23 protein-coding genes and 1 tRNA gene are annotated in these 25,944 nt (G+C 42.5%); 16 read left to right on the top strand and 8 right to left on the bottom strand.

The window, feature by feature from the left end; translation table 11 throughout:
- Nucleotides 1-198: 198 nt before the first annotated feature.
- The 4 genes from dut to HMPREF1505_RS00375 are packed head-to-tail and all read left to right on the top strand — an operon-like array spanning nucleotide 199 to nucleotide 5,348.
- Nucleotides 199-636, top strand: coding sequence for a dUTP diphosphatase (gene dut, locus HMPREF1505_RS00390; RefSeq protein WP_036863029.1), 438 nt, complete (start codon nucleotides 199-201; stop codon nucleotides 634-636).
- 21 nt (nucleotides 637-657) lie between these two features.
- Complete coding sequence (locus HMPREF1505_RS00385; protein WP_036920883.1) at nucleotides 658-2,394, top strand: tetratricopeptide repeat protein; 1,737 nt, start codon at nucleotides 658-660, stop codon at nucleotides 2,392-2,394.
- Complete coding sequence (locus tag HMPREF1505_RS00380; RefSeq protein ID WP_036920881.1) at nucleotides 2,391-3,302, top strand: DUF4292 domain-containing protein; 912 nt, start codon at nucleotides 2,391-2,393, stop codon at nucleotides 3,300-3,302. Before HMPREF1505_RS00385 ends, HMPREF1505_RS00380 begins: the two co-directional genes overlap by 4 nt.
- Nucleotides 3,303-5,348 (top strand): murein hydrolase activator EnvC, encoded by a 2,046-nt coding sequence (locus HMPREF1505_RS00375; protein WP_036920878.1) that lies wholly within the window; start codon nucleotides 3,303-3,305, stop codon nucleotides 5,346-5,348.
- A gap of 268 nt (nucleotides 5,349-5,616) precedes the next feature.
- Here the strand turns inward: HMPREF1505_RS00375 and HMPREF1505_RS13605 are convergent, their stop codons facing one another.
- The gene (locus HMPREF1505_RS13605) at nucleotides 5,617-5,742 is read right to left on the bottom strand and encodes a hypothetical protein (protein ID WP_255326815.1); all 126 of its coding nucleotides are present in this window, start codon (nucleotides 5,740-5,742) and stop codon (nucleotides 5,617-5,619) included.
- Between the two features lie 326 nt (nucleotides 5,743-6,068).
- Between HMPREF1505_RS13605 and HMPREF1505_RS00370 the strand changes: the two genes are divergently transcribed.
- The 4 genes from HMPREF1505_RS00370 (at nucleotide 6,069) to HMPREF1505_RS00360 (ending at nucleotide 10,066) form a co-directional block, all read left to right on the top strand.
- Nucleotides 6,069-7,877 carry a long-chain fatty acid--CoA ligase gene (locus tag HMPREF1505_RS00370; RefSeq protein WP_036920875.1) on the top strand — a complete coding sequence of 603 codons (1,809 nt, stop codon included), beginning with the start codon at nucleotides 6,069-6,071 and terminating at the stop codon, nucleotides 7,875-7,877.
- A gap of 171 nt (nucleotides 7,878-8,048) precedes the next feature.
- Nucleotides 8,049-9,164: a peptide chain release factor 2 gene (gene prfB / locus HMPREF1505_RS00365; RefSeq protein ID WP_004361424.1), complete on the top strand. Its 1,116-nt coding sequence runs from the start codon at nucleotides 8,049-8,051 to the stop codon at nucleotides 9,162-9,164.
- Nucleotides 9,165-9,349: 185 nt separating this feature from the next.
- Nucleotides 9,350-9,487, top strand: a complete 138-nt coding sequence (locus HMPREF1505_RS13240; RefSeq protein WP_197017480.1) for a hypothetical protein — start codon at nucleotides 9,350-9,352, stop codon at nucleotides 9,485-9,487.
- A gap of 81 nt (nucleotides 9,488-9,568) precedes the next feature.
- Nucleotides 9,569-10,066, top strand: coding sequence for a CYTH domain-containing protein (locus tag HMPREF1505_RS00360; RefSeq protein WP_036920869.1), 498 nt, complete (start codon nucleotides 9,569-9,571; stop codon nucleotides 10,064-10,066).
- Here the strand turns inward: HMPREF1505_RS00360 and HMPREF1505_RS13235 are convergent.
- Complete coding sequence (locus HMPREF1505_RS13235; protein ID WP_036920866.1) at nucleotides 10,026-10,418, bottom strand: VanZ family protein; 393 nt, start codon at nucleotides 10,416-10,418, stop codon at nucleotides 10,026-10,028. The genes HMPREF1505_RS00360 and HMPREF1505_RS13235 overlap by 41 nt on opposite strands.
- 72 nt (nucleotides 10,419-10,490) lie before the next feature.
- Between HMPREF1505_RS13235 and HMPREF1505_RS00350 the strand changes: the two genes are divergently transcribed.
- The 7 genes from HMPREF1505_RS00350 (at nucleotide 10,491) to HMPREF1505_RS00320 (ending at nucleotide 18,473) form a co-directional block, all read left to right on the top strand.
- Nucleotides 10,491-11,852, top strand: a complete 1,362-nt coding sequence (locus tag HMPREF1505_RS00350) for a sodium-dependent transporter (RefSeq protein WP_036920863.1) — start codon at nucleotides 10,491-10,493, stop codon at nucleotides 11,850-11,852.
- A 239-nt stretch (nucleotides 11,853-12,091) separates the two neighbouring features.
- Nucleotides 12,092-13,063 carry a helix-hairpin-helix domain-containing protein gene (locus HMPREF1505_RS00345; protein WP_036886876.1) on the top strand — a complete coding sequence of 324 codons (972 nt, stop codon included), beginning with the start codon at nucleotides 12,092-12,094 and terminating at the stop codon, nucleotides 13,061-13,063.
- Between the two features lie 266 nt (nucleotides 13,064-13,329).
- Nucleotides 13,330-14,652: a UDP-N-acetylmuramoyl-tripeptide--D-alanyl-D-alanine ligase gene (gene murF, locus HMPREF1505_RS00340; RefSeq protein ID WP_036920859.1), complete on the top strand. Its 1,323-nt coding sequence runs from the start codon at nucleotides 13,330-13,332 to the stop codon at nucleotides 14,650-14,652.
- A 75-nt stretch (nucleotides 14,653-14,727) separates the two neighbouring features.
- Nucleotides 14,728-14,800: transfer RNA gene (locus tag HMPREF1505_RS00335), tRNA-Pro, on the top strand.
- 135 nt (nucleotides 14,801-14,935) lie between these two features.
- Nucleotides 14,936-16,126 (top strand): site-specific integrase, encoded by a 1,191-nt coding sequence (locus tag HMPREF1505_RS00330; protein ID WP_036920855.1) that lies wholly within the window; start codon nucleotides 14,936-14,938, stop codon nucleotides 16,124-16,126.
- Between the two features lie 64 nt (nucleotides 16,127-16,190).
- Nucleotides 16,191-17,192 (top strand): site-specific integrase, encoded by a 1,002-nt coding sequence (locus HMPREF1505_RS00325; protein WP_036920851.1) that lies wholly within the window; start codon nucleotides 16,191-16,193, stop codon nucleotides 17,190-17,192.
- An 864-nt stretch (nucleotides 17,193-18,056) separates the two neighbouring features.
- On the top strand, nucleotides 18,057-18,473 hold the full coding sequence (locus HMPREF1505_RS00320) for a hypothetical protein (RefSeq protein ID WP_231480309.1): 417 nt from the start codon (nucleotides 18,057-18,059) through the stop codon (nucleotides 18,471-18,473).
- On the opposite strand, the gene HMPREF1505_RS00315 is transcribed toward HMPREF1505_RS00320, so the two are convergent.
- Complete coding sequence (locus tag HMPREF1505_RS00315) at nucleotides 18,464-18,793, bottom strand: hypothetical protein (protein WP_155948897.1); 330 nt, start codon at nucleotides 18,791-18,793, stop codon at nucleotides 18,464-18,466. The two genes, HMPREF1505_RS00320 and HMPREF1505_RS00315, sit on opposite strands and share 10 nt — an antisense overlap.
- Before the next feature lie 150 nt (nucleotides 18,794-18,943).
- Here HMPREF1505_RS00315 and HMPREF1505_RS00310 point away from each other — a divergent pair, with 150 nt between their 5' ends.
- Nucleotides 18,944-19,342, top strand: coding sequence for a leucine-rich repeat protein (locus HMPREF1505_RS00310; RefSeq protein WP_036920844.1), 399 nt, complete (start codon nucleotides 18,944-18,946; stop codon nucleotides 19,340-19,342).
- On the opposite strand, the gene HMPREF1505_RS00305 is transcribed toward HMPREF1505_RS00310, so the two are convergent.
- The 5 genes from HMPREF1505_RS00305 to HMPREF1505_RS00285 are packed head-to-tail and all read right to left on the bottom strand — an operon-like array spanning nucleotide 19,333 to nucleotide 25,943.
- Nucleotides 19,333-21,303 (bottom strand): hypothetical protein, encoded by a 1,971-nt coding sequence (locus HMPREF1505_RS00305; protein ID WP_036921045.1) that lies wholly within the window; start codon nucleotides 21,301-21,303, stop codon nucleotides 19,333-19,335. The two genes, HMPREF1505_RS00310 and HMPREF1505_RS00305, sit on opposite strands and share 10 nt — an antisense overlap.
- Before the next feature lie 2 nt (nucleotides 21,304-21,305).
- Entirely contained in the window at nucleotides 21,306-24,614 is a 3,309-nt protein-coding gene (locus tag HMPREF1505_RS00300) for a hypothetical protein (RefSeq protein ID WP_231480308.1), read from the bottom strand.
- A gap of 1 nt (nucleotide 24,615) precedes the next feature.
- Nucleotides 24,616-24,837, bottom strand: a complete 222-nt coding sequence (locus tag HMPREF1505_RS00295) for a hypothetical protein (protein WP_036920841.1) — start codon at nucleotides 24,835-24,837, stop codon at nucleotides 24,616-24,618.
- A gap of 8 nt (nucleotides 24,838-24,845) precedes the next feature.
- On the bottom strand, nucleotides 24,846-25,448 hold the full coding sequence (locus tag HMPREF1505_RS00290; protein ID WP_036920839.1) for a hypothetical protein: 603 nt from the start codon (nucleotides 25,446-25,448) through the stop codon (nucleotides 24,846-24,848).
- A gap of 42 nt (nucleotides 25,449-25,490) precedes the next feature.
- Nucleotides 25,491-25,943, bottom strand: a complete 453-nt coding sequence (locus HMPREF1505_RS00285; RefSeq protein WP_036920837.1) for a D-Ala-D-Ala carboxypeptidase family metallohydrolase — start codon at nucleotides 25,941-25,943, stop codon at nucleotides 25,491-25,493.
- Between the last annotated feature and the right edge of the window lies 1 nt (nucleotide 25,944).

The raw sequence follows: 25,944 nt of genomic DNA, 5'->3' as shown, positions 1-25,944 counted from the left end.
GGGATTTTTGGGTGATGGGTGTTGAATATTGGGTGTTGGATGTTGAATGTTGGGTGTTGATGATTTCTGTTTATGATTTATTGGGGGCTTGAAAGCTACACACAAAAGTAATTAAAATTGGCTAAAAACAAGTTTTTTACTTCATAAAATGTATGAATGTGGCTTTAAATGCTTAATTTTGTACCTTATTATATGGCAATGATACAGATAAAAGTAATTAATAAAGGGCATCAGCAGCTTCCTGCTTATGCTACTTCACAGAGTGCGGGGATGGACCTCCGCGCTAATATCGATGCACCTATCGTACTGCAACCCATGGAGAGAAGACTTATTCCAACTGGTCTTCATATTGCACTTCCAGTAGGTTTTGAAGCACAGGTGCGCCCTCGTAGCGGTCTTGCTTTGAAGCATGGACTGACTGTTCTCAACTCTCCTGGTACGATTGATGCCGACTATCGTGGTGAAATCATGGTACTACTCATTAACTTCTCAGATGAACCTTTTACCATCAATGATGGTGAACGCATTGCGCAGATGGTCATTGCACGTCACGAACAAGCAGAGTTTGTTGAGGTAGAAGAACTCGATGAGACCGAACGTGGTGAAGGCGGATATGGCCATACGGGCGTGAAATAAAGACAAAGAAAGAAACGATAAATGTTCAATAACGTTATATTGAAAGTCACAAAGATGCGCCGTACCCTCCTTGCTCTTGCTTTGTTGGGCGGCTCTTTGGCGGTGCATGCTGATCGAGAGGATAGCCTTCAAAGTTATAACTACTTCTTCCTTGAGGCGATACGGCAGCAAGAAATGGGCAACCTTACGGCTGCTTTCGACCTTCTGTGCCATGCACGCGACCTCAATCCACAAGCTCCAGAGGTTTATTATCAGTTAGCTGCTTTTTATGTGGATATGAAGAAGGATGCGGTGGCACGTGAATACTTCGAGAAGGCAGCAAGTCTTGACCCCGAAAACTCAGCTTATCAAGAGAAATTAGGAAAGCTTTATGTGTCACAGAAAGACTATCCTAATGCAATAAAAGCCTTCGAACGCCTTTATGAATCCAATAAAACGCGTTCTGACATACTGCAAATTCTCTATCAACTCTACGGTTCCCAGAATGATTACAAGATGATGATTAAATGCTTGGAACGTCTGGAAACACTGGAAGGAACCAATGAGCAGATTTCACTTAGTAAGATGCAACTCTACGAACAGATGGGAGAAAAGCGCAAGGAGTATGATGAATTGAAGTCACTCGTTGACAGTCATCCGCTCGATCTTAACTATCGTGTGATGTTCGGAAACTGGCTTTTGCAGAATGGAAAGAAGAAGGAAGCACTTCAAAAGTATCGTGATGTACTGAAAGAAGACCCTGATAACTCGCTTGCCAAGCTTTCCATGATGGATTATTATAATAATATTGGAGACAAGGCTACTGTAAAAACAATCCTACAGGAACTCTTGCAATCGCCAAAAACAGAAAAGGAAGCGAAGTTAGAGTTACTCCGTCAGGTCATTACAAGCAGTCAGAAAGATAATACTCCAGATAGTACTGAGGTGATGAGGCTCTTCTCTGTAGCCTTAGCTGTTCCTCAAGAAGATGCCGATATCTATATGCTTAAAGCCGCATATATGACACTTCGCAAGCAACCAAAGGCTGCAATCAATCGCATTTATGAGCAAGCTCTTGAGGTAGAACCCGATAATTCGCGTGCAAGAATAGCATTGATACAGAATATTTGGGATACACAAGACTACGATAAGGTCATCGCTATTTGCCGACCAGCCATAGAATACAACCCAGATGAGATGGCATTCTATTACTTCCAAGGTATGGCTCAGTTCCAAAAGCACGACGGTGACGCGGCACTGGAGACCTTCCGCAAGGGAGTTGGGCAGATAAAGCAAGACAGTGATCCAAGTATTGTGTCAGACTTCTACGGTATCATGGGTGATATCCTGCATGAGAAAGGACTCAATAAAGAAGCTTTTCAAGCCTATGACAGCTGTTTGCAGTGGAAAGCAGACAATGTTGCTGCATTGAACAACTATGCCTATTACCTCAGTGAGGCGAACGAAAACCTCACAAAGGCAGAGCAGATGAGCTATAAGACTATTAAGGCTGAGCCAAATAATAGTACTTATCTTGATACCTACGCATGGATTCTTTTCCAGCAAAAGCGCTACGAAGAGGCTAAGATATATATCGAACAAGCGATTCGTAATGACTCTACACTGAGCAACGTAGTCAAGGAACACGCTGGTGATATCTATGCACAGACAGGCGATATAGAGAAAGCTCTTGAGTTCTGGAGGAAAGCGCTCGAAGGAAATAAGGAGAATGCGACATTGAGAAAGAAGATAGAACTAAAGAAATACATAGCAGAATGAAGAAAACAAAGATATTACTTGTAAGCATGACTGCCCTGCTATTGGCATCATGTGGTACAAAGAAAGCTGTGATTCAACAGAAACCAGTCCAGGATAACAAGGTAGCACAGCAGACAGCACCTGCTACAAAGGATAGCAAGATGCAGAGTGTTGTTGTCATGCAGCGTGTTGCAGACAATGCACTTTACCAAAAGAACCTCGTTTCAAATCTTACTTTTACGCTCAATGATGGGCGTAAGGATATTACCGTACCAGGCATTTTGCGTATGCGTAAAGATGAGGTTATCCGTCTACAGTTGCTGATTCCAATTCTTCGTAGTGAGGTGGGACGTATCGAGTTTGCAAAGGATTATGTCCTCTTCATCGATCGCATCCATAAGCAGTATGTAAAAGCAAGCTACGATGAGGTAGGCTTCTTGCGTGATAATGGGATCAACTTCTATTCACTCCAGTCGCTTTTCTGGAATCAAGTGTTCATCCCTCGTCAACAAAAGGTGAGCGAAGCAGACCTCTCACAGTTTGCTGTTGATGAGAGTAAAGCACAGACAGAGGGTTCTACTCTGATAAGTCTTAAAGACGGAAAGATGGATTATAAGTGGTCAGTTAATCCTAAGAGCAATCAGATTGTCCTAACAACTGTTACTTATAATAGCAATACGCATGGTGCTTCAAAGCTCTCATGGAGTTATGATGACTTTAAAGCGTTTGGCTCAAAGCTCTTCCCTGCAAGTCAGATGTTGACAATCAATACACCAAAGTTTGGGCAGAAGCCAGCAAAGACACTTAAGGCAAGCTTTGATCTTGAGAGCTTCAGCGATGCCAGCGATTGGGAAGTTTTTACCACACCATCTGATAAGTATACAAAAGTAAGCGTAGAGGATATCCTCGGCAAACTAATGAACTTTTAAATGAAACGTCTTTCTTTATTATTCATATTGTCAATCATGTGTATGCTGAGTGTTTCTGCACAGCATTCACGTAAGCATAGGAAACAGCAAAAAACAGCTGTGGCTCAATCCGTTGAACCCCAAACTACCGTAAAAGGTAAGGGTAAGAAAGCTGTAAATGCGATTAATAACAACCACGCTGTAGCACCTGCTACTCCTATAAAAGGGCAGAAGCCAATAGTTGAGAAATTGCAAACGCAACCCCAACCGAAGGGAAAACAGCAGCAGGGTAAGTTACAACAGCAGCAACAACTCAAGGGACAACAACCTCAAGTGAAGGGACAACAGACTCAACTCAAGGGTCAACCTGCTCAAGTGAAGGGTCAGCAAGTTGTCCGTGGTAAGGGTGCTGTACGCAACGCTCATGTTGGTAAGAAGGGAGCAAAGGGTCCTGCATACGTGACGACAGAGGAAATCAAAGGCTTGCAACAGCAAAACCTGAAGTTGCAAAAAGAGATTTCAGAGCACGAAGAGGAAATGAAAGTAAAGCAGAAGGACGTTGATGACCGTCTGCAGAAGATTGTACGCCTTGATACTGAAATCGGTCAGCACCAAAGAACGATTGATACAATCGCCACAGATATCAAAGGATTGGATTCGAATATCGGTATTCTGAAAGGTCAGTTAGCTTCTCTTGAGTCACAGTTGGGTGAACGTCGTGCTCGTTTCATCCGCTCTATGCGTTACATGGCACGTCATCGTAGTATTCAAGACAAGTTGATGTTCGTTTTCTCTGCAAAGAACTTGACGCAGATGTATCGTCGTCTTCGTTTCGTACGTGAGTATGCTGCCTATCAGCGTGCGCAGGGTGAACAGCTCAAGGCTAAGCAGATGCAGGTAGATGAGAAGCATACACAGCTGAAACAGGTGCGTGTCAATAAGAGTAATCTTCTCTATAAAGACCGTCAGGTACATGCTCAGATGGAGCGTAAGCGTGTTGAACAGCAGACGGTTGTAAGTTCTTTGCAAAACGACCAAAAGGTGTTGCAGGGTGTTATCGCACAGCGTCGTCAACAGCAGCAGGCTCTGAATGCACAGATTGACCGACTTATTCAGATTGAAATACAGAAGGCACGTGAACGTGCTATTGCAGAAGCAAAGGCGCAGGCTGCCGCTCGTGCTGCTGCCGCTAAGAAACGTGCAGAAGAATTGGCACGTAAGAAAGCCGCTGCAGAGGCTGCCGCTCGAGAGAATGCGCGCCGTATTGCAGAGGCGAAAGAGCGTGAAGCAAAGGCAAAGGCTGCCGCTCGTGCTGCTGCTGAGGCTGCCGAGAAGGCTCGTCAGGAAGCCGCTGCTCGTGCTGCTGCAGCCAGAGCTGCTGCAGAAAAGGCACGTCAAGAGGCTTTGCAGAAGGAGCGTGCTGCTGCTCGTGAGCGTGCTATTCGTAAGGCTGAAGAGCAGGAAGCTGCTGCTACGGCTGCACAAGAAAAGGCTGAGGCTCGTGCTGCTGCTGAGAAGGCTCGTGCCGACCAGATGGCGCGTGAGGCTGAAGCAAATCGTGTGGCTGCCGAACGCAAGGCTGATGCCGACCGTGAACGTGCTGCTCGTGAGGCTGAAGCTGCAAGAGCTTCTGCTGCTGAAAACAATGATATGCTCAGTTCTGCCGATCGTGCGATAACAGGTAACTTTGCCAATAACCGTGGTAGATTGCCAATGCCATTGTCGGGTCAGATAGTTAGTCACTTTGGTCAGTACAATGTGGCTGGTATGTCAAATATTCGCTTGAACAATGATGGTATCAATATCAAGGGTGCTCCTGGCAGTGCTGTTCGCAGTGTCTTTATGGGCGAGGTGAGCGGTGTCTTCATGGCAGGCGGCATGAGTGTCGTGATGATTCGTCATGGTATTTACATCACTGTTTATGCTAATTTGGGTTCTGTCGGTGTCAGCAAGGGTCAGAAGGTTGGTACGGGACAGACCATCGGAACCGTTGGTAGGACTGGTATTCTTCAGTTCCAGTTGCGTAAGGAGACAGCTAAACTGAATCCAGAGCAGTGGTTGCGCTAATAAGCATCCTCTCTTATATATTAATAATGTGGGCTTATTGAGTTGAAAGTGACGATAATTCGTTTCGTGTTTTAGCATCTTTCCAAGTTCAATAAGTACGTTATAACTAAATTATCTTCATGAGAAGGAATATTTCTTTTCATGAAGATAATTCTTTTTTATCATGAAGAAGATTGTTTTTTATCATGAAGAAAAACCTTCTTCGGCAGCTGTCAGGTAAATCTTTTCCTCCTAATGGTTAGCTTTCAATACCTTACAGTCTTCTTTGTTATATCCACAATGCCCCTTTCTTCTCATCTTTAGCTGATGTGTTGATGCTTCGCACATGTCGTGCTAAGGCTTCGCACATATCGTGCGGATGGTAAACACCAATGGTGCGGAGTACTAAATACATCGAAATATGTTATGTAAATGGACTCAACTAATTAATGAAAATTGCATAGAAGATATTATTGTGGATTCTTATCGTAGACTTTTAGCTTTCTAATAGGTACTCATGTGGAATTCATTTTGTTCTATAAAAGAAAATAATTGTCCTGTTCTTCTCTGTTTGGTAGAGGAAAAGCAAAAGGGTAAAATTGCAATTTAATATCTAATTTATTTTTTGCTTTGCGGATAAATGTTTATATTTGCAGAAAATAAAGTACAATCAGCTATTTGAATAAAAGACTTTCAGGCTTTTTTATATGTGCTGATTGGTCGAAGATAAATTAGGAAACAATGCAGACAATCGGACATCTCTCTGTTCTTATTCACGAACAAGCAAAAAAATACGGAGCAAAACCAGCTATCACTTTCCGTAACTTTGGCAGTCTGGACTGGAAGACAGTGTCATGGAACCAGTTCTCAATGCGCGTAAAGGAAGTGTCAAATGCGCTCTTGAACCTCGGAATGAAGCCACAAGAGACTATTGCTGTGTTCTCACAAAACTGTATTCATCATCTCTATACAGATTATGGTGCATACGGAGTACGCGTGATTAGCATTCCGTTCTATGCAACAAGTTCTGAACAACAGATACAGTATATGATTCAAGATGCCAATGTAAAGTTTCTTTTCGTTGGCGAACAGGAGCAATATGACAAGGCGCGTCGTATTCAATCTCTTTGCCCTACATTGGAACGTATTATTGTCTTCGACTCAAGTGTACGCCTTAGTCAGCATGATCCAAACTCTATCTATTTCGCAGACTTCTTAAAGTTAGGTGAAGGCTTTCCACGTGAAGCAGAGGTAGAAGAGCGTTTGGCGCAGGCAAACTATGATGATATTTGTAATATTCTTTACACAAGTGGTACTACAGGTGAGAGCAAGGGAGTTATCTTGACTTATAAGATGTATCAGGCTGCTATGGATGCCAATAGAAAGAGTGTGCCTGTAAATGAAAAAGACCGTGTTATCAACTTCCTGCCGTTCAGTCATGTCTTCGAGCGTGGTTGGGCTTGTTTGTCTCTCGCTGCGGGTGCAGAATTGATTGTCAACACTTATCCAAAGGAGATTCAGCAGAGTATGCGTGAGACGCATCCAACAAGTATGGCTTCCGTACCTCGTTTCTGGGAGAAGGTCTATGTGGCTGTAAAGGAGCGTATGGATAAGTCAAGCATCGTTCAGCGTAAGCTTTTCTATCATGCTTTGAATGTTGGAAGAAAGCGCAATATACAGTATCTTGCACGTGGAAAGCGTGTTCCTTTGACGTTGGAGATGGAGTATAAGTTTGTTAATAAGACTGTTTTGAGTCTTGTTCGCAAACAGTTAGGCTTGGAGAATCCACATCTCTTTCCAACAGCTGGAGCCTATGTCTCTCCAGAGGTAGAGGAGTTTGTACATAGCATCGGTATTAACATGATTGTTGGTTATGGCTTGACTGAGAGCTTGGCAACCGTTACCTGTGACCATGTAGGACTGCCTTATACCGTTGGTTCTGTGGGTAGACCGCTTGAGGGTATTAATATAAAGATTAGCGATGAGGGTGAAGTAATGCTGAAAGGTCCAACGATTATGCCAGGTTACTTCCGTCGTGATACTGCTAATGCAGAAGCATTTGATAAGGATGGTTACTTCCATACTGGTGATGCCGGTTATATGAAGGATGGTGAGTTATTCTTAAAAGAGCGTATCAAGGACCTCTTCAAGACTTCTAATGGTAAGTATATTGCACCACAGATGGTGGAGGCGATGCTGTTAGTAGATAAGTTTATTGAGCAGGTTTCAGTGATTGCTGACCAACGTAAGTTTGTTTCTGCTCTGATTGTTCCAGAGTATTCTGTATTGGAAGAGTGGGCAAGTGAGAATCACATAGAGTTCAAAGATCGTGAGGAGTTATGCCAAGATAAGCGTGTAAACGAGATGATGCGTGAGCGTATCGAAACCTTACAGCAGCGTTTGGCATCATACGAGAAGATTAAACGTTTCACCCTTCTCGCTCACCATTTCTCAATGGAAAACGGAGAGTTAACGAATACGTTGAAGCTAAAGCGTTCGGTTGTAAACCGCCGCTATCATGATGTGATAGAAAAGATGTACGAGGAGTAGGGAAGTAAATGAGTTGACGAGTAGACGTGTTGACGTGTAGACAGGTTAGTTATTAAGACGAATTAGGCTGGGTTTTATCAGCTTTAACAGTTTCATTCGGCTTGCTATTTTTGATAGTCTTACTCGTTCTACCAGTTCTTCTAACCCCATTCCAACGATAAAAGAATAAAGATGATAACAGCAGATCAGCTAAAAGATATTCAAGAACGCACTGAAGCGTTGCACCGTTACCTTGATATTGACAAGAAACGAATAGAGTTTGAGGAGGAACAACTCCGTACACAAGCCCCAGATTTTTGGGATGACCCAGCTCGTGCACAGGAGCAGATGAAGAAAGTTAAGGATATCGAGAAATGGGTTAAAGACTATGATAAGGCACGTGCGTTGGCTGATGAAGTACAGTTGGCGTTCGATTTCTATAAAGATGAACTTGTCACTGAGGAGGAAGTTGATACCGCATACGCTAAGGTTCTTAAGGTAATCGAAGGATTAGAGCTTAAGAATATGCTACGTCAGGAGGAAGATCCGATGGAGTGTGTGATGAAAATTAACTCTGGAGCGGGCGGTACGGAGAGTCAAGACTGGGCTTCTATGCTGATGCGTATGTATATGCGTTGGGGTGAAGCACAGGGATATAGAGTTACTATCTCTGATATACAGGAAGGCGATGAGGCTGGTATTAAGAGTGTGACAATGAAGTTTGAGGGTGGAGAATACGCTTATGGCTACTTGAAGAGTGAGAATGGTGTGCACCGTTTGGTACGTGTTAGTCCGTTCAATGCCCAAGGTAAGCGTATGACAAGCTTTGCCAGCGTCTTCGTTACGCCATTGGTTGATGATACGATAGAGGTATATGTTGACCCTGCTCGCGTCAGTTGGGACACCTTCCGTTCGAGTGGTGCGGGTGGACAGAACGTCAACAAGGTGGAGTCAGGTGTACGTTTGCGCTATCAATATGAAGATCCTGACACTGGAGAACAGGAGGAAATCCTCATTGAGAATACGGAAACTCGCGACCAACCAAAGAACCGTGCTAAGGCTATGCAGCTCTTGAAGTCGCAGTTGTATGACCGTGCAATGAAGAAACGCATGGAAGAACAGGCTAAGATTGAGGCTGGTAAGAAGAAGATAGAATGGGGTAGTCAGATTCGAAGTTATGTCTTTGATGACCGTCGTGTGAAGGATCACCGCACTAATTATCAGACTTCTGATGTGGATGGTGTGATGGATGGTAAGATTGATGACTTCATCAAAGCTTATCTGATGGAGTTTCCAACGGAGGAATAGAAAGCTTCTTCTGTCTTCTCTGAGGGGAGTAAAGAGCCTAAGGAAAAGTGGATTGGGTAAAGATTATCGAAAGAAAAAACTGCGATTATCCCACTGTAATCCAATATTTCTCCTCCTTTTGCGGAACTTAGGGAGGTTTATTCCCTTATTAATAATGATATACAACCTTTTAAAATAATATAACTATGAGTGAAAGAAGTAAAGTAAAGCGTAAGGAAAGAGAACTTAAACAAGAAAAGCAGGCTAATCGTGTCGTTGCTTGGTTGGCTGTGATTTTAGTCGCTTTGGGCGTTCTTACAATCATTATAGCATCAAATAGCTAATAGTAAACAGGATATAAATGATACGCGACTGTTATCTCTTAGATCGTGACAGTCGCTTATTGTATTAACAATAGGGATCTCATGAGTGGATTAGAGATTGAAAGAAAGTTCTTAGTTCATAAGAATATGGACTGGAAAAAGCATGCAAGTAGTTGTAGTCACATACAACAAGGATATTTTGCAGCTGTTAATACCGTTCGTGTTCGTATCAGGGACGATAAGGGATATCTGACAATCAAAGGTCCATCACGTACAGGTGGGCTATCACGTTATGAGTTTGAAAAAGAGATTACACTGGAAGAAGCACAGCAATTAATGCTTTTATGCGAGCCAGGTGTGATTGATAAGCATCGCTATCTTGTACCTTTTGAAGGTCATACCTTTGAGATAGATGAGTTTCATGGTGATAATGATGGACTCGTCTTGGCTGAAGTGGAGTTAGGAAGTGAGGATGAATCGTTTGATAAGCCAGACTTTATTGGCTTAGAAGTTACGGGTAATCGCCACTTCTATAATTCCCAGATGCGTCGCAATCCATTTAAGCTTTGGCGCGATATCGTACCAGAAGAATACCGATAAGCAGGGCTATTGTCGAGCCAATAGCATCTGCGAAGAAGTCGAGCCATTCACCACTTCGATTCCCATTTGTACAGTAGGATTGAAGAACTTCAATGAGTCCTCCCATGATAATAGGTAGAAACCAGACCCATACAATGATGAATTTGGGGCTGGGCTGCTTTGTATTGCGTAAGTATTCGAGGCTTATACTTAGGCCTAAAACTAAGTAAATAAGACTATGTGTCCACTTATCTATAAACCGAACAGAGCTCAGTGGCGTTTCTGGAATAGTCATAAAACACAATATCCAAGTTCCGATTACAATAATACAACTAAATGGGTATTTAGTTAAGATGTGTTTTGTTATACTCATATTTTACTTCTAATTTGACACAAAAGTAGATATTTTTTCGTAAATTTGCGCATATATTCAAATCAAATTTCTATGAGTGAACAAAAAAGAGCAAAGTTTGGAAGCAAGTTAGGTATGATTCTTGCCACTGCAGGCGGTGCTGTTGGTTTGGGTAATGTATGGCGTTTCCCTTATATGGCAGGTCAGAATGGTGGTGCTGCTTTCATTCTTATTTATATTGGTTGTATCTTGTTATTGGGCTTGCCTTGTATGATTAGCGAGTTCATTATCGGTCGTCATGCAGCCTCAAATACGGCACGAGCCTATACAAAGTTATCTAATGGGAGTGCTTGGAAGTGGGTAGGTTACTTAGGAGTGCTCACTGGTTTCCTCATTACGGGCTATTACGCTGTCGTTTCGGGTTGGTGTTTGCAATATGGAGTAGCCTCCGTAATGAATCATCTGCACGGTACACCAGATTATTTCAAGTCTTATTTTACAGACTTCTCTACCAATCCTTGGAAACCTGTTTTATGGACCGTAGCTATTCTGTTTCTCACCCACTACATTATTATTCATGGTGTTAGGAATGGTATCGAGCGTGCTTCAAAGATTCTGATGCCAGCCCTCTTTGTGCTTTTGGTGGCTATTGTCGTTGCATCTTGCCTTCTTCCAGGCGCAAGTAAGGGCGTAGAATTCCTATTGAAGCCCGACTTCAGTAAGGTAACAGGCGATGTATTCTTGGGCGCTTTAGGGCAATCATTCTATTCGATGAGTATTGCGATGGGGTGTATCTGTACATACGCCTCTTATTATAGTCGTCATACAAAGTTATTGAACTCAGCAGTACAGATTGGTTTCATTGACACCTGCGTTGCTATTCTTGCAGGTTTGATGATTTTCCCAGCTGCATTTTCTGTGGGAGTAAGTCCTGATAGTGGACCATCTCTTATCTTCATCACCCTTCCAAATGTCTTTGAGCAGGCCTTTGCAAGTATGCCTATAGTTGGCTATATCATTTCAATGGCATTCTATCTGCTGCTTTCAATGGCAGCGTTGACCTCGTTGATATCCCTACACGAAGTGAGTACAGCCTTCTTCCAAGAGGAGTTACACATCAGCCGTCCACGTGCTGCAATGATTGTTACGGCTGGATGTTCGCTTATTGGTGCAGTCTGCTCGCTGTCATTGGGCGATTGGAGTTTCCTCAAGGTGGCAGGTGTCGACCTCTTCGATGTCTTCGACTTTGTGACAGGACAAATCTTCCTACCTATAGGAGGACTTCTCACCTGCCTATTCATAGGCTGGTATGTACCAAAGAAACTGGTGAAGGACGAGTTTACCAACTGGGGAACCACACGTGGTATCTTCTTTGGTGCCTATTACATCCTCATCCGTTTTGTTTGTCCATTGGCTATTCTCGCAATCTTCCTACATCAGTTAGGTGTGTTCTAAGCCATTAGGTAAGCAATTTTCCTCTATCTTCTCTATCCTTGAAAAGTATGAGAAGAAATCCTATACCCACCCTTCTCCAATAGGAGAGGGGATGGGTAAGAAAAAACGAAGTATTAACTTCCAACATTAATTTACAACCTATTATTACCAACTAATACTTAATAATCCTCTAACCCTCCCTTATATATATAATGATTTCTTCTTTTGAAGGATTCATCAGAGTTTAAACATTGTATACTATGAACCTAAAATCAATTTTCTATCTTCATCGTTCCGATCGAAAAGTGCTGTTGCTACTCTTGCTGTTTATCGTTGGTAGCATTGGTTTGATTATCTTTGTTGGCAATCAAACAACGGAAACTTCTGCTGTGAAAAGCGATAGTATAAGTAAGAATAAACCCACTTCTTTCTCCCGTAAAGAGCAACTTCCTATAGTTGAAACAGCTGAAGGTAAACACCTATTTCCTTTCGATCCAAATACAGCTACAGCCGAGCAGCTGCAGCAGTTAGGTTTAGCTCCTTTCCAAGTACGTAATATCATCAAGTATCGTTCTAAAGGAGGAGTCTATCATTCACCGATGGACTTTGCCCGCCTCTATGGTCTTACGCGCAAACAGTATCGAGCGTTAGAACCCTATATAACGATTGGTGATGATTACGAACCAGCCTCCACGCTCGCCTCTGTACAAGCTTATATTGCTCAAAAAGAAGCTGATAAGCAGGCTGCTCATGCAGCTTATGAGGCCTATAAGGCACAAAACACGTATAAACCTAACAGAGGGAATGACCGTGACACCCTTCGCTATCCATTGAAGCTAAAAGTTGGTGAACATATCAATCTCGTTACTGCTGATACAACCCAGCTAAAGAAAGTCCCCGGTATAGGCTCAGGGTGGGCACGTGCCATTCTTAACTACGGTAAACGATTAGGTGGATACGTTGCTGTGGGACAACTGCAAGAGATTGAAGGATTCCCAGAAGAAAGCCTACCTTACTTCTCTATCGCTAACCCACAGACAGAGAAGATAAACCTAAATACTGCAACTCTCGCACAACTTCGTAAGCATCCTTATGTGAATTTCTATCAGGCTAAGGCTATTTGCGACTATAGACGGCTGAAAGGAAAACTAACCAGTCTCTCACAACTCCACTTATTAAAGGACTTTACGCCTGAAGCAATCGAACGTCTGCGGCCGTATGTCGCGTTTTAGGTAGGCATGTTTTATGTGCGATTATAGGGTTCTGATAGAAACTCTTTACTATCTTTTTTCGTTGTGTTGATGCTCCGCACCATTGGTGCTCACCATCCGCACCAATGGTGCGGGGCGTTAATTCCCTTGCTATCTATCGTTGTGTGGAATCTAATAGCAATCATTCCAACAGCTTGAAGATGATTTCTGATAATAAAAAAAGACATTCATTGCTTTGCATTGTCTTTCATTTAGCTTACCTTTGCATAAAGAATAAAGTAAACGCAATGGATATACAGGAGATTTACAAGATTTACCAAGCGCACCCTGTTGTGACCACAGACAGCCGTAACTGTCCTGAAGGAAGTATTTTCGTGGCATTGAAGGGAGCATCATTCGATGGTAATAAGTTTGCAGAAGCAGCCTTAGAAAAGGGCTGTAGCTATGCGATCATTGACGAAAAGGAATATGCAAAGGCAGGCGACGAGCGTTATATCCTCGTTGATGACGCCCTTGTAACTTATAAAGAATTGGCACGCGAGCATCGTCGTCAGTTCTCAATCCCTGTGATTGGTATTACAGGAACAAACGGAAAGACGACAAGTAAAGAACTTATCTCTGCCGTATTGGCTGAGAAGTTTAATGTACATCATACGGAGGCGAACTATAACAACGATGTAGGTGTGCCTCGTACGTTGTTAGGTATTCGTCCAGAACATGAGATTGCAGTTATCGAGATGGGTGCTTCTCACCCTGGTGACATTGAAAAATTGGTTACATACGTAGAGCCAACTTGTGGTTTGATTACTAATGTCGGTCGTGCACATCTTCAGGGTTTTGGTAGTTTTGAGGGCGTAAAGAAGACCAAGGGTGAACTTTATGATTTCCTTAAAGCTCATGGTTGTTTACTTTTTCTCAACGAGAGCAATCCCGATTTGACGGAAATGGCAGAACAGCGAGCGTTTGATCGTATCATAACTTACGGACAAGATGAAACTGCTGATGTGCAAGGTTATGTTGTTAGCTGCGCTCCGTGTTTGAAGTTTGAGTGGCAGTCATCAAGCCTTAACACCCATCAGCCAGCACCTACTATCTACGAAGTGCAAACCCATCTCATTGGTTCTTACAACTTAGATAATATGCTGGCAGCCATTGCTATTGGTCTTCACCTTGGTGTTACGCCACAGCAAATCAACTATGCTTTGGAGAACTATGTGCCTCATAACAATCGTTCGCAGTTGACTGAGACAGCACATAACAAGCTTATTGTGGATGCTTACAATGCTAATCCATCCAGTATGGCTGCTGCGATAGAGAACTTCCAACTGATGGAGGTAGAGAATAAGATGGCTATCCTCGGTGATATGCGTGAACTTGGAGAAGCGTCTGCAGAAGAACATCAGAAGGTTGTGGAATTGCTTAAGGCTACAGACATTCGTAATGTATGGCTTGTTGGAGAGGAGTTTGGAAAGACACAAACCGATTTCCGCAAGTTCCGCGACATTGATGAGGTGAAAAAGGAGATAGCTCTTCATCGTCCAGAGGATCATTATATCTTGATAAAAGGTAGTAATGGCATCAAGCTTTTTGAGCTTCCAGCCTTGCTATAACAAGAAAGAAAAACGGCGAGAAAGTTTGTGTTAGTTCCGAGAAAATAGTTAACTTTGCACTTGCTTTTAAGCTATCGGGATGTAGCGCAGTTGGTAGCGCACTACGTTCGGGACGTAGGGGTCGCCAGTTCGACTCTGGTCATCCCGACTAAAATAAATCGAAGATACAGAACTTCAAGTAATTATCTTTGGTCGTCGGTAAAGTGGTCGGCGAAAAGTCGGTGAACTTTAATTTAATAGAACAAACAGTATTCGATAGGGCATTTCACGCAAAAGTTAGAAAATGCCTAAAAAAAATTTTTCTTCAAAAAACAGACAAACGGCTATTAATGAGATTGTAGGATGGAAAACACCCAAGTTTCATCAAGCCTCTGAATGTTATGTATCTCTCTCTGCATTTGACCCAGAGAGAGGAAAGTTTCGTATCAAGAAGTTTATGCTCGACCACGTCAAGGGCAAGCGTAATCAGAGAGAATATGGAGAAGCCCTTATAAAAAGGTTGACTGAAAAACTTATGCAAGGCTGGAACCCATGGGTGGAACTCGTACAACCTCTTGAGTACACATCATTCGATGATGCGTGCACAAAGTACGAGGTTTATCTATTCAAACTCCTTAAGGAACACAACATGCGTGAGGAGTCTGTTGTTTCGTATTGCAGTAGGATTAAGATACTGAAAGAGTGGAAGGAGAAGCAGAACGTCAATCTGTATTACACTTATCAATTCGATAGCAAGATGGTAGGGCAATTCTTAGAGTATGTTTTTGTTGATAGAAACAACACGCTTCGAACGAGAAACAATTACCTCTCTTGGATTAAGACGTTCTGTAAGTATCTATTGGAGCGAGGCTATATTTCTTCAGACCCTACAGAACACTTTTCTATCGTGCAGCGTCGAGGTCAGCTTAAGAACCGTGATGTTATTCCTGATGATGTCCTGGAGCGAATAAAGGGGTGGTTGATGAAACACAACAAGCATTACCTGCTTGCCTGCTATATTCTACATTATTTATTCGTGCGCCCAAAAGAGATGAGTTATATTAAGGTAGGAGACTTTAATATAGCAAAGAAAACATTATATCTTCATGGTTCAATTGCAAAGAATCATAACGACGCTCTCTTAACGCTTCCTGATCATGTCATTAAATTAATGATAGACCTGCGTATCTTCAATAGTCCTGGACAGTATTTTCTCTTTAGTAATGATTTCAGACCAGGAAAGGAACGACGAACAGAAAAGGCGTTCAGAGATTACTGGAGTCGTTATATCCGTACGAGCTTGAATCTGACCGACAGATACAAGTTCTACAGTCTCAAAGACACAGGTATCACGAATATGCTGCGTGCGAACACCGACATACTTACCGTGAGAGACCAGGCACGACATTCATCAATATTGATTACAGATATATACACTCCCAAGGATATTCAGCAGGCTAATCAACTGCTATTAAATTACAAGGGAGTGCTTTAATCCTATTAAAAGCAGGGCTGTAGGATGGATACTTCTCGTCCTACAGTCCATCTTTCCTACAATTATGAATATACAGAACATCCTCCGAGAACTTAGTAATGAATTAAAAGGGCATAATGCACTAATACAGATACAAGTAGATGGGCAATACGTTATCAAGCATATTGGTGACGTCAACAAATTGGTCGACAACCCTACTCTGATTGCATACAAAGAGGATAGTTCTTTCCTCGACTGGATGGAAGGTGAGATTGACAAGGAAACATATACAGAAGGGACGATTGCGAATCATAAGGCTGCATTAGCGGTACTGAGACGATTTAAGAATGATATGCCCTTTACTCAGGTTGATTACAAGTGCATTTGCGATTTTGAAAATTTCCTGAAAGGTGCTGGATATGCGATTAATACCATTGCAAAGTTTATGAAGATATTTCGTCGATTTGTCAATCTTGCTATCGACGAGGAACTGATGACTGTCTATCCTTTTCGCAAGTATCATATCAAGACGGAGAATGTTCAGAAGCAATCGCTGACAGAAAGAGAACTGAGGAGGATAGAAGATAAGGAGAAGAAGGAAGAATTGACAGAAGAGGAGAGGAAGGTAGTTAAAGGTTTTCTATTCAGCGTCTATTCAGGTCTTCGTTTCTCGGATATTATACAGGTAACCAAGCAGCACGTCAAGAACATATATCGGAACAAGTGGGTTGTAATGCGAATGCAGAAGACTGACCATGAGGTGCGAATACCTATCTCTAAGATGTTTGGAGGAAAGGCTGCTGCGCTGGTGCAAGAGAACAAGACTACGACAGGTAAACTCTTTCAGTTGCCTTGTAACGCTCGCTGTAACTTGGTACTTAAGCGTGTGCTTAAGCGGTTCAATATACATAGGCACATTACTTTTCATTGCGCAAGACATACGTGCGCTACTGTGCTATTGAGCAAGGGTGTGAGTCTTCCGATTATACAACATATATTAGGTCATCAGAGCATCAAGACTACTCAGGTGTATTCTGCTGTGAAAGACACAACGATTAATAAGGAGATACGAAGAGCGTTTAGGTGAGGGTTCCATCGGGACTATATTTGCAGGAAATCGAAAAATAAGAAATCTACAGATATTATCTTTTACTAATATCAAAAGCCTTGGATATGAGAACTTAAAGGGATGTGACTCTTTAGAATCAATTACTATCCCTAAGAGTGTAAATCTTATAACTTGGTTCACCTTCGGAGGTTGGAGTTATAATCCTCTTAAATCTCTTAAGAAGGTCCTTATTGAAGAAGGTTTATTGTCAAATATACCAGAAGGTTTTGATAATCTTATAAAAGATGTCGTAGACTACCCTTCTACAATATCTTCTTTTGGAGCGTATCAACCATCTTTGAGAGCAAAGATTACTATTTTAAGAGCTAAAACTCCTCCTAAAATTGGAGTTCGTTCGCTCGAAGGTAACGGCCTTCTATATGTACCCGACGATGCAATAGAAGTTTATAAACATTCCGACATCTGGTCTCGTGTTGCAGATAGAATTTATCCCCTTAGCGAGTATCATTCGTGATACTCACTGAAGGGATGCAATCGAGATAGATAAGGAAAGTTTTTCCACGCTTCCTTGTATCTTGATAATGCTGAGTCTGGTACATATACTTTTAAATCTGAAGGTATATGACCGTAGGTGTTTACATGGAAAAAGTTTTTATCTGTAAATGGTATCTCACTACAAATTACCACTGTCTTAATATTGACGCTATCGAGAAATGTTCGATACGCATGAGACTTAACAGTAGATGGAATCCACACCTCTCTTAAGTTAGGCATTTTACGGAATATGTCATTGCTTAAAACCTTAATATTGAAATAACGTAGAGCCTTTAAGCTTACTATTTTATCATTATTATAAAACTTAGTCCCGATGGGATTAAAACGGTGTTCAAATGGTGTTTTAATCCCATCGGGACTATCTTCTACAATATAAAAACAGATAACCTATCAGACTTGAAGCATTTAAAATCCATCAAGTCCCTTCCGTCTGTATCGTCAGCTCCTCGTTCATACTTCTATAATACGAAAAGAATAGATATACCAGAGAACGTTACATCGCTTGGTCGTTTTGTGTTAGGTTTCAATTTAGCAACAGTTGTCGTTTTTCATGGAAAGACTCCTCCAAGGCACGACTGGACATTTTCTAACACAACAGGAACCTACGATACATGCACACCTAATGGGTGCAAGTTCTATGTCCCAGACGAGAGCTTAGAGGTGTATAAAAAGGCTTTTACAAGTAACCCTTCTCCATTAAGCGGAACATCTATTATTCGTCCTATGAGCGAGTATCACGAATGATACTTACTCATAGGGAGTATCGCTTTTGCGAACTTGCTATAAAAAGGAACCTGTTTGTAAAGTTCAACACTTTCGTCTGGAACATATAGCGTCGTGTCTTTATGAGCAAACCACAAGAAATATGCAGAAGGGTCTGTGTTCTTAGGAGGAGTTTCTGCATGTAGTATAACTCGCTTCAACGAACGAGCGCCATTAATTACCATTCCGAAGGTAAATCGTATATCCTTACTTAATATAACTATTTCTTCGACATCATAACAATTCATAAGTAATCCACCATTTACTTCCTTTAGAGAACTCGGATAAACTACACGCTTCAAACCCTTACAGTCTCTGATATGGGTAAAGTTAATCCGTTCCCAATGGTGTAGAAAACTTAGGTCTAAATTCTTGATCGAGTCTTTGCCGACGAATATAGTTCCGATGGGATTAAAACGGTGTTTAAATGGTGTTTTAATCCCATCGGGACTATGTTTAGAGGCGGATCGTTTAAATCGCTGAAAGAACTTGCTATGTTTGGAACTGTCAAGCTGAGCGGTGGAGCCTTCAAAAAAATAACAGTAAAAGAGTCTATAGTAATACCTGAAGGTTGTACGGACGTAGCGACAGGAGCCTTTGAAAAAGCCACAGTAAGAACGATAGAGCTACCTTCTACTGTATCTTTTCTCTCGGGTACTTGCTTTTACGAAGCACGTATCGACAATCTGATTTTCCATGGAACTCAGCCCCCTCGAATATTTGGATATTGGGAGTTCTTCGGAGCGAAGATAAAACACATATATGTTCCTGATAAAAGTGTAGATTCTTACCGTTCTGCTAATCTCGCACCATGGTTAGAATATGAACCGCTTAGTAAGTATCATTCGTGATACTCGCTAAGTGGATAGATATATTCTGCTATGTCTGAGAATGAAGAACTTGCCTTGTATAGGTTAACGCTCTCGTCTGGGACAAAGATTCTTGCCCCTTTCCTATTATTCCAACCATAGGAAGCTCTCGTTCCTTGTTTAGGGGGATTCTTACTTTTTATGATAAAGTTTTTAAAAGAGAGTCCCCATAATAAGGAAGTCTGCTGCTCCATATTTTCAACGATAATAGTATCAATCGTTGATCCATAGAAACAAGTATCATATATTGTAACAGATGGTGGGCATATTAACTTATTAAGGTGCACTATATAACGTAAATCTCCACTATTAATAAATGTTAGATTTTTAAAGATAGATAGGTCTAATATACCATTCTTTCTATCTAAGCCTTGAAATCTATTAGTCCCGATGGAACTAACGGCAGCAGCTTCCTCCATAGAGAGCTCACCGTCACCGTCCTTGTCCCAATTTTCCACGCAAATGCGCTTCACCTCTGGGTCCTCGAACCTTATCCACCACTTAGCGATGTTCAATTTAAGTTTTGGATAGTGGGTCATCAAAGCATCGTAGGTGTCACGATACGCTCCAGTGGTGAGGTTGATTGTGCCGTCGAGAACTGGGTAAGGGTCATTACCATACTGACCTTCCGTATCGATACCCTGATATGTACCATCGACAAGCTGGGAAAGCTTATCAAAGGTCCTTCCGTCCGTGAAGGTCTCATTAAATCCAACACAGCGCACGTAACGCAGGGAGTGAGGAACTTGTCCTACCTGCGCATCCATTATGTCGATTAGTTTCTTGACAGGCTGAAGGTTATCACAGCCACTCACGAAGTAACTCATCACATTCGGAGCGCAGGCTTCCGTGTTACACTTCTCATTGGTGAGCTTGTCAAGGTTCTTTAATTCCACGTATGACGTGGAAGCAGGATAGTCGACTTCTTCCAGCGCACCACCATCAGCAAAGTGTGCCTCTGATAGTGATGAACCACCAGCGAGGAACTTACGCAGACGATAATTAGCACGCATATCAAGAGAACCTCCGAGCGTGGATATATTCTGCACATCAATCTCCTCTAATGAAGATGTATTACCGAGCGTAAGAGAAGATATAAGTATCTTCACATTCTGCTCGTTCTCATCACCCAGTTTCAATCGCTTGAGTCGCTTGCCAATGATTGAAAGCGCACCGTTAATTACATACGAACTCCAATCGCCAATATCGAGCAGGTAGTCAGCTGACTTGACAGATAGCTGCTGGTCAGACGTACCGTTAATGTCGACGACTATCTCGCAAGGCTTACCTGCATCTGTACGAGCACCACGCATGATTGTGGTACCGTACGCAATGGTTGGATATAACTTCATTGCTGGTGTCAGGCGCAGAACGATTGAGTTCGTTGTTGCATCAGCCTGTGCAGAGGTACGGACGGTAATTGCACCTTCAGCGGTCTTTGCGTCGTAGTCACCAAAGGAATACTTAGACATAAGGTACTGGATGCGCTTCTTTACCCACGCCACCTCGGGAGACTTACCATCACCAAGCGACTGCCCGAGTGGGTCGGTATCGTTAGTATATGTACCTTGAAGCATTGCGAGCTTCATTTTTTCATACATCTTGCCATCCTCATTGTATAGCATAGATGAAAAGTTGTCAATCACAGAGAAGTAATACTTCTCGAAAAATGCAAAGAGCTTCTGCTGGTGCGTACCTTTCTGTAGTCCTCCAAGCTCCTCCATCTTCGCAAGCATTCGACGCATCATTTGCGCACGCTCCTCTGGGTACGCTTGTTCCATCAGGTTCCACAGTACGGACTTCTCTCCGTTCCAAACAGGAGTGCCGTCCTCGTAGGTGTCGTGATATTCTACATGGTAGGGCTTTTTCATCAAGCCCTGATTGATGACCGTTAGAATTGTATCAAGGTCATCTTGTCTAAATCGCCATTTGCTCTTTGACATGTTCATTCTGCATTAAAGTTATACGGGTATATGTTCTTTGCGCAGTTGTCGGTCGCTGCCACCGTTTCAACATATAGTTGATGATAAAGTAGGTCACTGATATCCCAGTACTGCGACTGCTCTGCACGGAACTTCTGAATACGTGCTGCCTTGAATAACTCATTGAGCTGGGCTGCGTCACTAATCGAGTTGAACACAGACTCTGGCAATCCGTACTTATCTCCGACTAACTGCTGACGGAGATTAACCACCGACACACCGCTGTCGAGTGTTGAAGGGCAGAACTTCTTATACAAGCTATCGTAATAGTATAGGTTGTATTGATTAGGATCACCTTCTTTCGCAATCCAATACTCAATGTGCGTCGAGTGTGGATCAGCATTTAACTCGTCAAGTGTACCATTGAATGGCTCAATGAATGTGTTACACGAATAGATAATATTATAAGCTGTGATATACGACTCTACGAGCTGCTCTGCTCGCTGACGGGTTTCATTGTCTGCTGTAGTCTTATCATCTGCAGGGAGGTTAGCGTAATCCAAATCCCAACAGTTCTCCCAAGAGAGTTCAGAGACTTGGTACTGATAGGCTTCTTCTTCCGTATTGTAGCGGATTCTTCGTTTGTCCCAAGGTACTTGAAAGAGAGTCAAGCGTGGCGAGTTATCAGAACCTTCGATAGATAAGAGGTCTGGAAAAAGGTCCTTGTCATATCCAAAGGTCGCAGCATCACCTTTGTCGGGTCCGAGTGTAAAGAGACCGACGAACTTGTATGTAACTGTTCCGTCCTCTGCCGTCTGCTTCTCAAATCCAACGAATGTCTCTTGATAGATAGATACTCTTGCTTCGCTGTTCTGTTCGACACCTTCATTAGTTAAGCCAACAGCTTTCCATAAGTCGGTAAATGAGTTCACAGAGCCCATCTTGTGGTATTGCATAGAAGATGCAGTGTTCTTCTTTCCTGTCAGTTTAGATATTTTTGAAAGGTTCATGAAAAACTTGAACTTCTTTTGAGCGGTCTGACCATCTTCATAGATGACAGTCGAATCATAAGACAATTTCCCTTTCCAGTTCCAAAAGTAGTAAAGCATTGACGACGTACCCTGCCCTTGCATTTGAAAATTGGTAATCGTCAAACGAAGAAGATTCGTATTGCCATCTTTCGGATAGATTTCCAACGTGCCTTTAGGCTTGTATGATTTACCATATTCATACGCAGGCAATGGCTTATCAAAAGTAAAGACATTTACCTTACCACGCACCTTGTCAAAGTCTACCGTGGTACCGAGCGTATCGTAGATGTCATTGTCTAACTTTTCAGCACTCTTCTCACCTACGGTCGACAAGGCATTGATATAATCTTGATGGACGTTAGCAGCGTCCATTGCACTGTCATACACACGAATAGAATACAAATCAACATCCGCTTTATCAGAGCCTATGACGATGCCACCGCCTGAACCTATCTGCATGGAGTCGGTAAGCAAGTAAGCGAACTTACGAGCTTCGATACCGTCAATGTAGAGATAGACGAGGTTCAAGTAATAGGTGTTTCCATTGAGTACATACGTGTACTTCTTAGGACTAATTACGAGTGCCAGACGAATACGCACACCATCATCTGTATTCATTGCCTGCACATCAGCATTACGCTCACTACGAGTTGCGAACATAATAGAAGACGGCTTAACCTTTAATCCGATATAACCCTTCTGGTAAGGCATAGATATCGAGATGCACTCTGCATTGTAATCAGATGTGTTGTTAATCTGATAGTCAATTTCGATGGTCTTACCCGATTGTGCTGCCTCCTTAGCGAAAGGCTTGTAATCGATAGTAAGGCGAGAACCTGCGAGCAAACGCAATGTGCGTGCACCTTCATCATCCGTCACCCAGCCGTCACGTGAGAAGGCTACGTTCTGCCAATTAGAACCTACATGATCAGAGTTGATGAGATTGCGAAGAATGTTGCGGTCGGTGTCAGTGTTGTTTCTGTTCTTCGCATTGAAATAAAACACCGCTCCAGCAGTAGCAGAGTAACCCTGCGAGTTATCCACTGGGAAAGGAATTGCATCACGCAAACGCACCTCGTCTGTTGGGAGAGTTCTGAATCCGATTAACGCTGTAAAGTCAGAGTTATCGATTGTCTCGACCTCAAGAGATAAGGTATATTGCATCTTGGTTTGTGTCAGTGTGTTTTTAGACACATTCTCTTGAAGGATCTCGTTATCTTTCTTCATCAAGATTGACAGTGGTGTCGTAACAGCCTTGCCGTCATATACAGCATATTCCAACACCTTGTTTTCATACCAGTTCAGCAGCTTCTCTGCCTTGTTATTGACGACTACCATCTTCACAGCTTCGTTATTAGCCACCGCCATAAAGTCGTAACCTACTGGAGTAGTCTGAACGGTGTTGTCTTCATTAGATAGCCAAGCAGACAGATGAAACAGACCCGTCTTATTCGTAAATGGCACGGTATATGCCACTGGCGACGAGGTATAAGTTGCGGTACCGAACTGTCGCTCATACGTCTGCTCGTAGCCTTCACCTGTAATCTTCACGTGTAGTGTCTTACTGATGTTACCGCTGATGTAGCAAGGTAATACAATATCACCTTGGTATGCCTTCCACCAGTTGAACTCTGATATTGAAAGGAATAGAGCCGACAGTGTGATTGAATATACTAAAGCAGGAGAGGTCTGACCCGTCACTTCACCTGTAATCTTCACCATGATATTGTTTTGTCCTGATTCGAGGAACTTGAATACATCAACAGTTGTAATGGTGTTCGACTGACATCTACCACGAGCCTTAGATACGAACGTACCATCACCTGCCTTAGCGAAAATTTCGTACGTTCCCCACTCACCGCTATCAATATAATCCGCCTGTCCTACATCCTTAGTTCTTGACACGAACATAAACTTAATCGTACACTCACCTGCTGACTTAGATGCAGAGAGAGTAGTAGAAGGAGACTGATTGACAGCACGTAAGTAATAGAGAATAGATTGCTGCTGTCCTCCACCACCTTGCCCAATATTAAGTTCAGATAACTTCATTGGGACCCACTGATCACCATTCCATACGAGTACACATGTCTCAGATGTGAGTTCGTCAACCTCTGTGTTCACGTTTGAAATCTGTCCGAGCGATGGACGGTTCTTCGCAATCGTCTTCTTCACACGTTCCTCCTCGGAGTTCTGTGCGTCGATTAACTCGTTGACCTTCTCGGGCAACTTGTTAAATTCGTCAGCGGTCAGTCGTCCGCCTGTCCGTTTATGTTCTAAGTAGAGTTTTTCTATTGACATATTATGATAGCTTGAATGGGAATGTATAAGTAAAACCGTTGTTGCCTTCTATATCAACTCCATGTGCAAGAGATAGAGCGTGACATATGATGTCTTGAAGTAGTTTAGGGTGAGAGGAAGAATAACTCTCACCCGTATTATCTTCGATGCCACGGATAGAAGCTTGTGCGAAGCGGTTATTTTTCGTACGGCTCTCTGTTATATAGACCTTGATGTGCTTCATTCAACACGTTAATTTATTCTGTTGAAAATCTTGAGAAGGAAGCCTTTTATACTTGGCTTAAATTTTAGTCCAAAGACAACAATAGACAACACCAGCAAGCCCATTATAATTTGCCACCATCTGAAAGGCTCTGCTATCTGCACCTGCTCAACGTGCTTATCTTTATGTCGTTTGTTTTCAGAGAAGTTGACTTTCGTATTAGTCTGCTTGTTAGCAGCACTATCCTTTTTCTCTGACAGCCCTCTTTTTTCGTTTCTGCGGCTTTCAATTCGCTCTTTAATCGATTTCAAACCACGATTAATTATGATTCTGCCGTCGGCTTTATATTCAACCATTGGCACTTTGCTCCCGACATTTGCGTTGGCAGCAGAACTATCCTCCAGGCAAGGAACTTCAAAAACAAACTCACGTATTACACTTGTTAGTTCGTCTATGTTAGTTGTGTCGATAAGCGATATATGCTTTTCGTTTCGCTCTGTTGTCACCTGCTCACTATTATACGTTTGCTTGACGCTTTCAATAGCGACCGACTTCTTTGTCCGACAGCCAACGCACATTGTTACAAGGACGCAAATTAATAGTTTACAAGATGTATTTATAGATCTATTCATACTCTTTCGATTTAGGTGAGGGAGTTTTTCTCCCTCACTTTGTTACACTTTAAGTTTGAAACACTGTCTCCTCTGTCGTCCGTCGGTATTCTTGTAGGCAACATGCACCCACCTTGAAGTCTTACTCCTTTCCACGATAATTTGATCGTAGGAGTACCCCATCTTGGAGAACTCGTTAGCCATGAATCGTTCAAACTCAGTCTGCTTACCATTGACAGGCTGCAAGTCAGCAGCGTAGCCCTCGACATGTGCGGAGGTCTTCACACCGCCTACAGCCTTATTCAATTCTGGTGAGCGGTAGCCACTTGTTACACGGATAGCAGGGTTCTCGAGTTTGTGAGCCTCGCAAAACTTACCCCATTCTACACGAATACTCTCTAAAAGAGTAATCGTTTCTGTAAGGTGAACCTTCACAATAGAAGGAGGGTTATTGTTTATCTTGAGTTGTTCAGCAGTGCTGGATTGTACCAGCTCTGCTATTGAAAAATTTGCCATA

Source organism: Prevotella sp. ICM33, assembly GCF_000517825.1.
Lineage (GTDB): Bacteria > Bacteroidota > Bacteroidia > Bacteroidales > Bacteroidaceae > Prevotella > Prevotella melaninogenica.
This window is presented reverse-complemented; position numbering and strand designations above follow the sequence as displayed.

Bases quoted from the DNA above. Each gene is read 5' to 3' on its own strand.
- HMPREF1505_RS13605 (WP_255326815.1), bottom strand. From the start codon at position 5,742: ATGTATTTAGTACTCCGCACCATTGGTGTTTACCATCCGCACGATATG.
- HMPREF1505_RS00310 (WP_036920844.1), top strand. From the start codon at position 18,944: ATGTTTAGAGGCGGATCGTTTAAATCGCTGAAAGAACTTGCTATGTTT.
- HMPREF1505_RS00360 (WP_036920869.1), top strand. From the start codon at position 9,569: ATGAGTGGATTAGAGATTGAAAGAAAGTTCTTAGTTCATAAGAATATG.
- dut (WP_036863029.1), top strand. From the start codon at position 199: ATGATACAGATAAAAGTAATTAATAAAGGGCATCAGCAGCTTCCTGCT.
- HMPREF1505_RS00345 (WP_036886876.1), top strand. From the start codon at position 12,092: ATGAACCTAAAATCAATTTTCTATCTTCATCGTTCCGATCGAAAAGTG.
- HMPREF1505_RS00370 (WP_036920875.1), top strand. From the start codon at position 6,069: ATGCAGACAATCGGACATCTCTCTGTTCTTATTCACGAACAAGCAAAA.
- HMPREF1505_RS00325 (WP_036920851.1), top strand. From the start codon at position 16,191: ATGAATATACAGAACATCCTCCGAGAACTTAGTAATGAATTAAAAGGG.
- HMPREF1505_RS00285 (WP_036920837.1), bottom strand. From the start codon at position 25,943: ATGGCAAATTTTTCAATAGCAGAGCTGGTACAATCCAGCACTGCTGAA.
- HMPREF1505_RS00385 (WP_036920883.1), top strand. From the start codon at position 658: ATGTTCAATAACGTTATATTGAAAGTCACAAAGATGCGCCGTACCCTC.
- HMPREF1505_RS00290 (WP_036920839.1), bottom strand. From the start codon at position 25,448: ATGAATAGATCTATAAATACATCTTGTAAACTATTAATTTGCGTCCTT.
- HMPREF1505_RS00330 (WP_036920855.1), top strand. From the start codon at position 14,936: ATGCCTAAAAAAAATTTTTCTTCAAAAAACAGACAAACGGCTATTAAT.
- HMPREF1505_RS00375 (WP_036920878.1), top strand. From the start codon at position 3,303: ATGAAACGTCTTTCTTTATTATTCATATTGTCAATCATGTGTATGCTG.
- HMPREF1505_RS13240 (WP_197017480.1), top strand. From the start codon at position 9,350: ATGAGTGAAAGAAGTAAAGTAAAGCGTAAGGAAAGAGAACTTAAACAA.
- prfB (WP_004361424.1), top strand. From the start codon at position 8,049: ATGATAACAGCAGATCAGCTAAAAGATATTCAAGAACGCACTGAAGCG.
- HMPREF1505_RS13235 (WP_036920866.1), bottom strand. From the start codon at position 10,418: ATGAGTATAACAAAACACATCTTAACTAAATACCCATTTAGTTGTATT.
- HMPREF1505_RS00305 (WP_036921045.1), bottom strand. From the start codon at position 21,303: ATGTCAAAGAGCAAATGGCGATTTAGACAAGATGACCTTGATACAATT.
- murF (WP_036920859.1), top strand. From the start codon at position 13,330: ATGGATATACAGGAGATTTACAAGATTTACCAAGCGCACCCTGTTGTG.
- HMPREF1505_RS00380 (WP_036920881.1), top strand. From the start codon at position 2,391: ATGAAGAAAACAAAGATATTACTTGTAAGCATGACTGCCCTGCTATTG.
- HMPREF1505_RS00350 (WP_036920863.1), top strand. From the start codon at position 10,491: ATGAGTGAACAAAAAAGAGCAAAGTTTGGAAGCAAGTTAGGTATGATT.
- HMPREF1505_RS00300 (WP_231480308.1), bottom strand. From the start codon at position 24,614: ATGTCAATAGAAAAACTCTACTTAGAACATAAACGGACAGGCGGACGA.
- HMPREF1505_RS00295 (WP_036920841.1), bottom strand. From the start codon at position 24,837: ATGAAGCACATCAAGGTCTATATAACAGAGAGCCGTACGAAAAATAAC.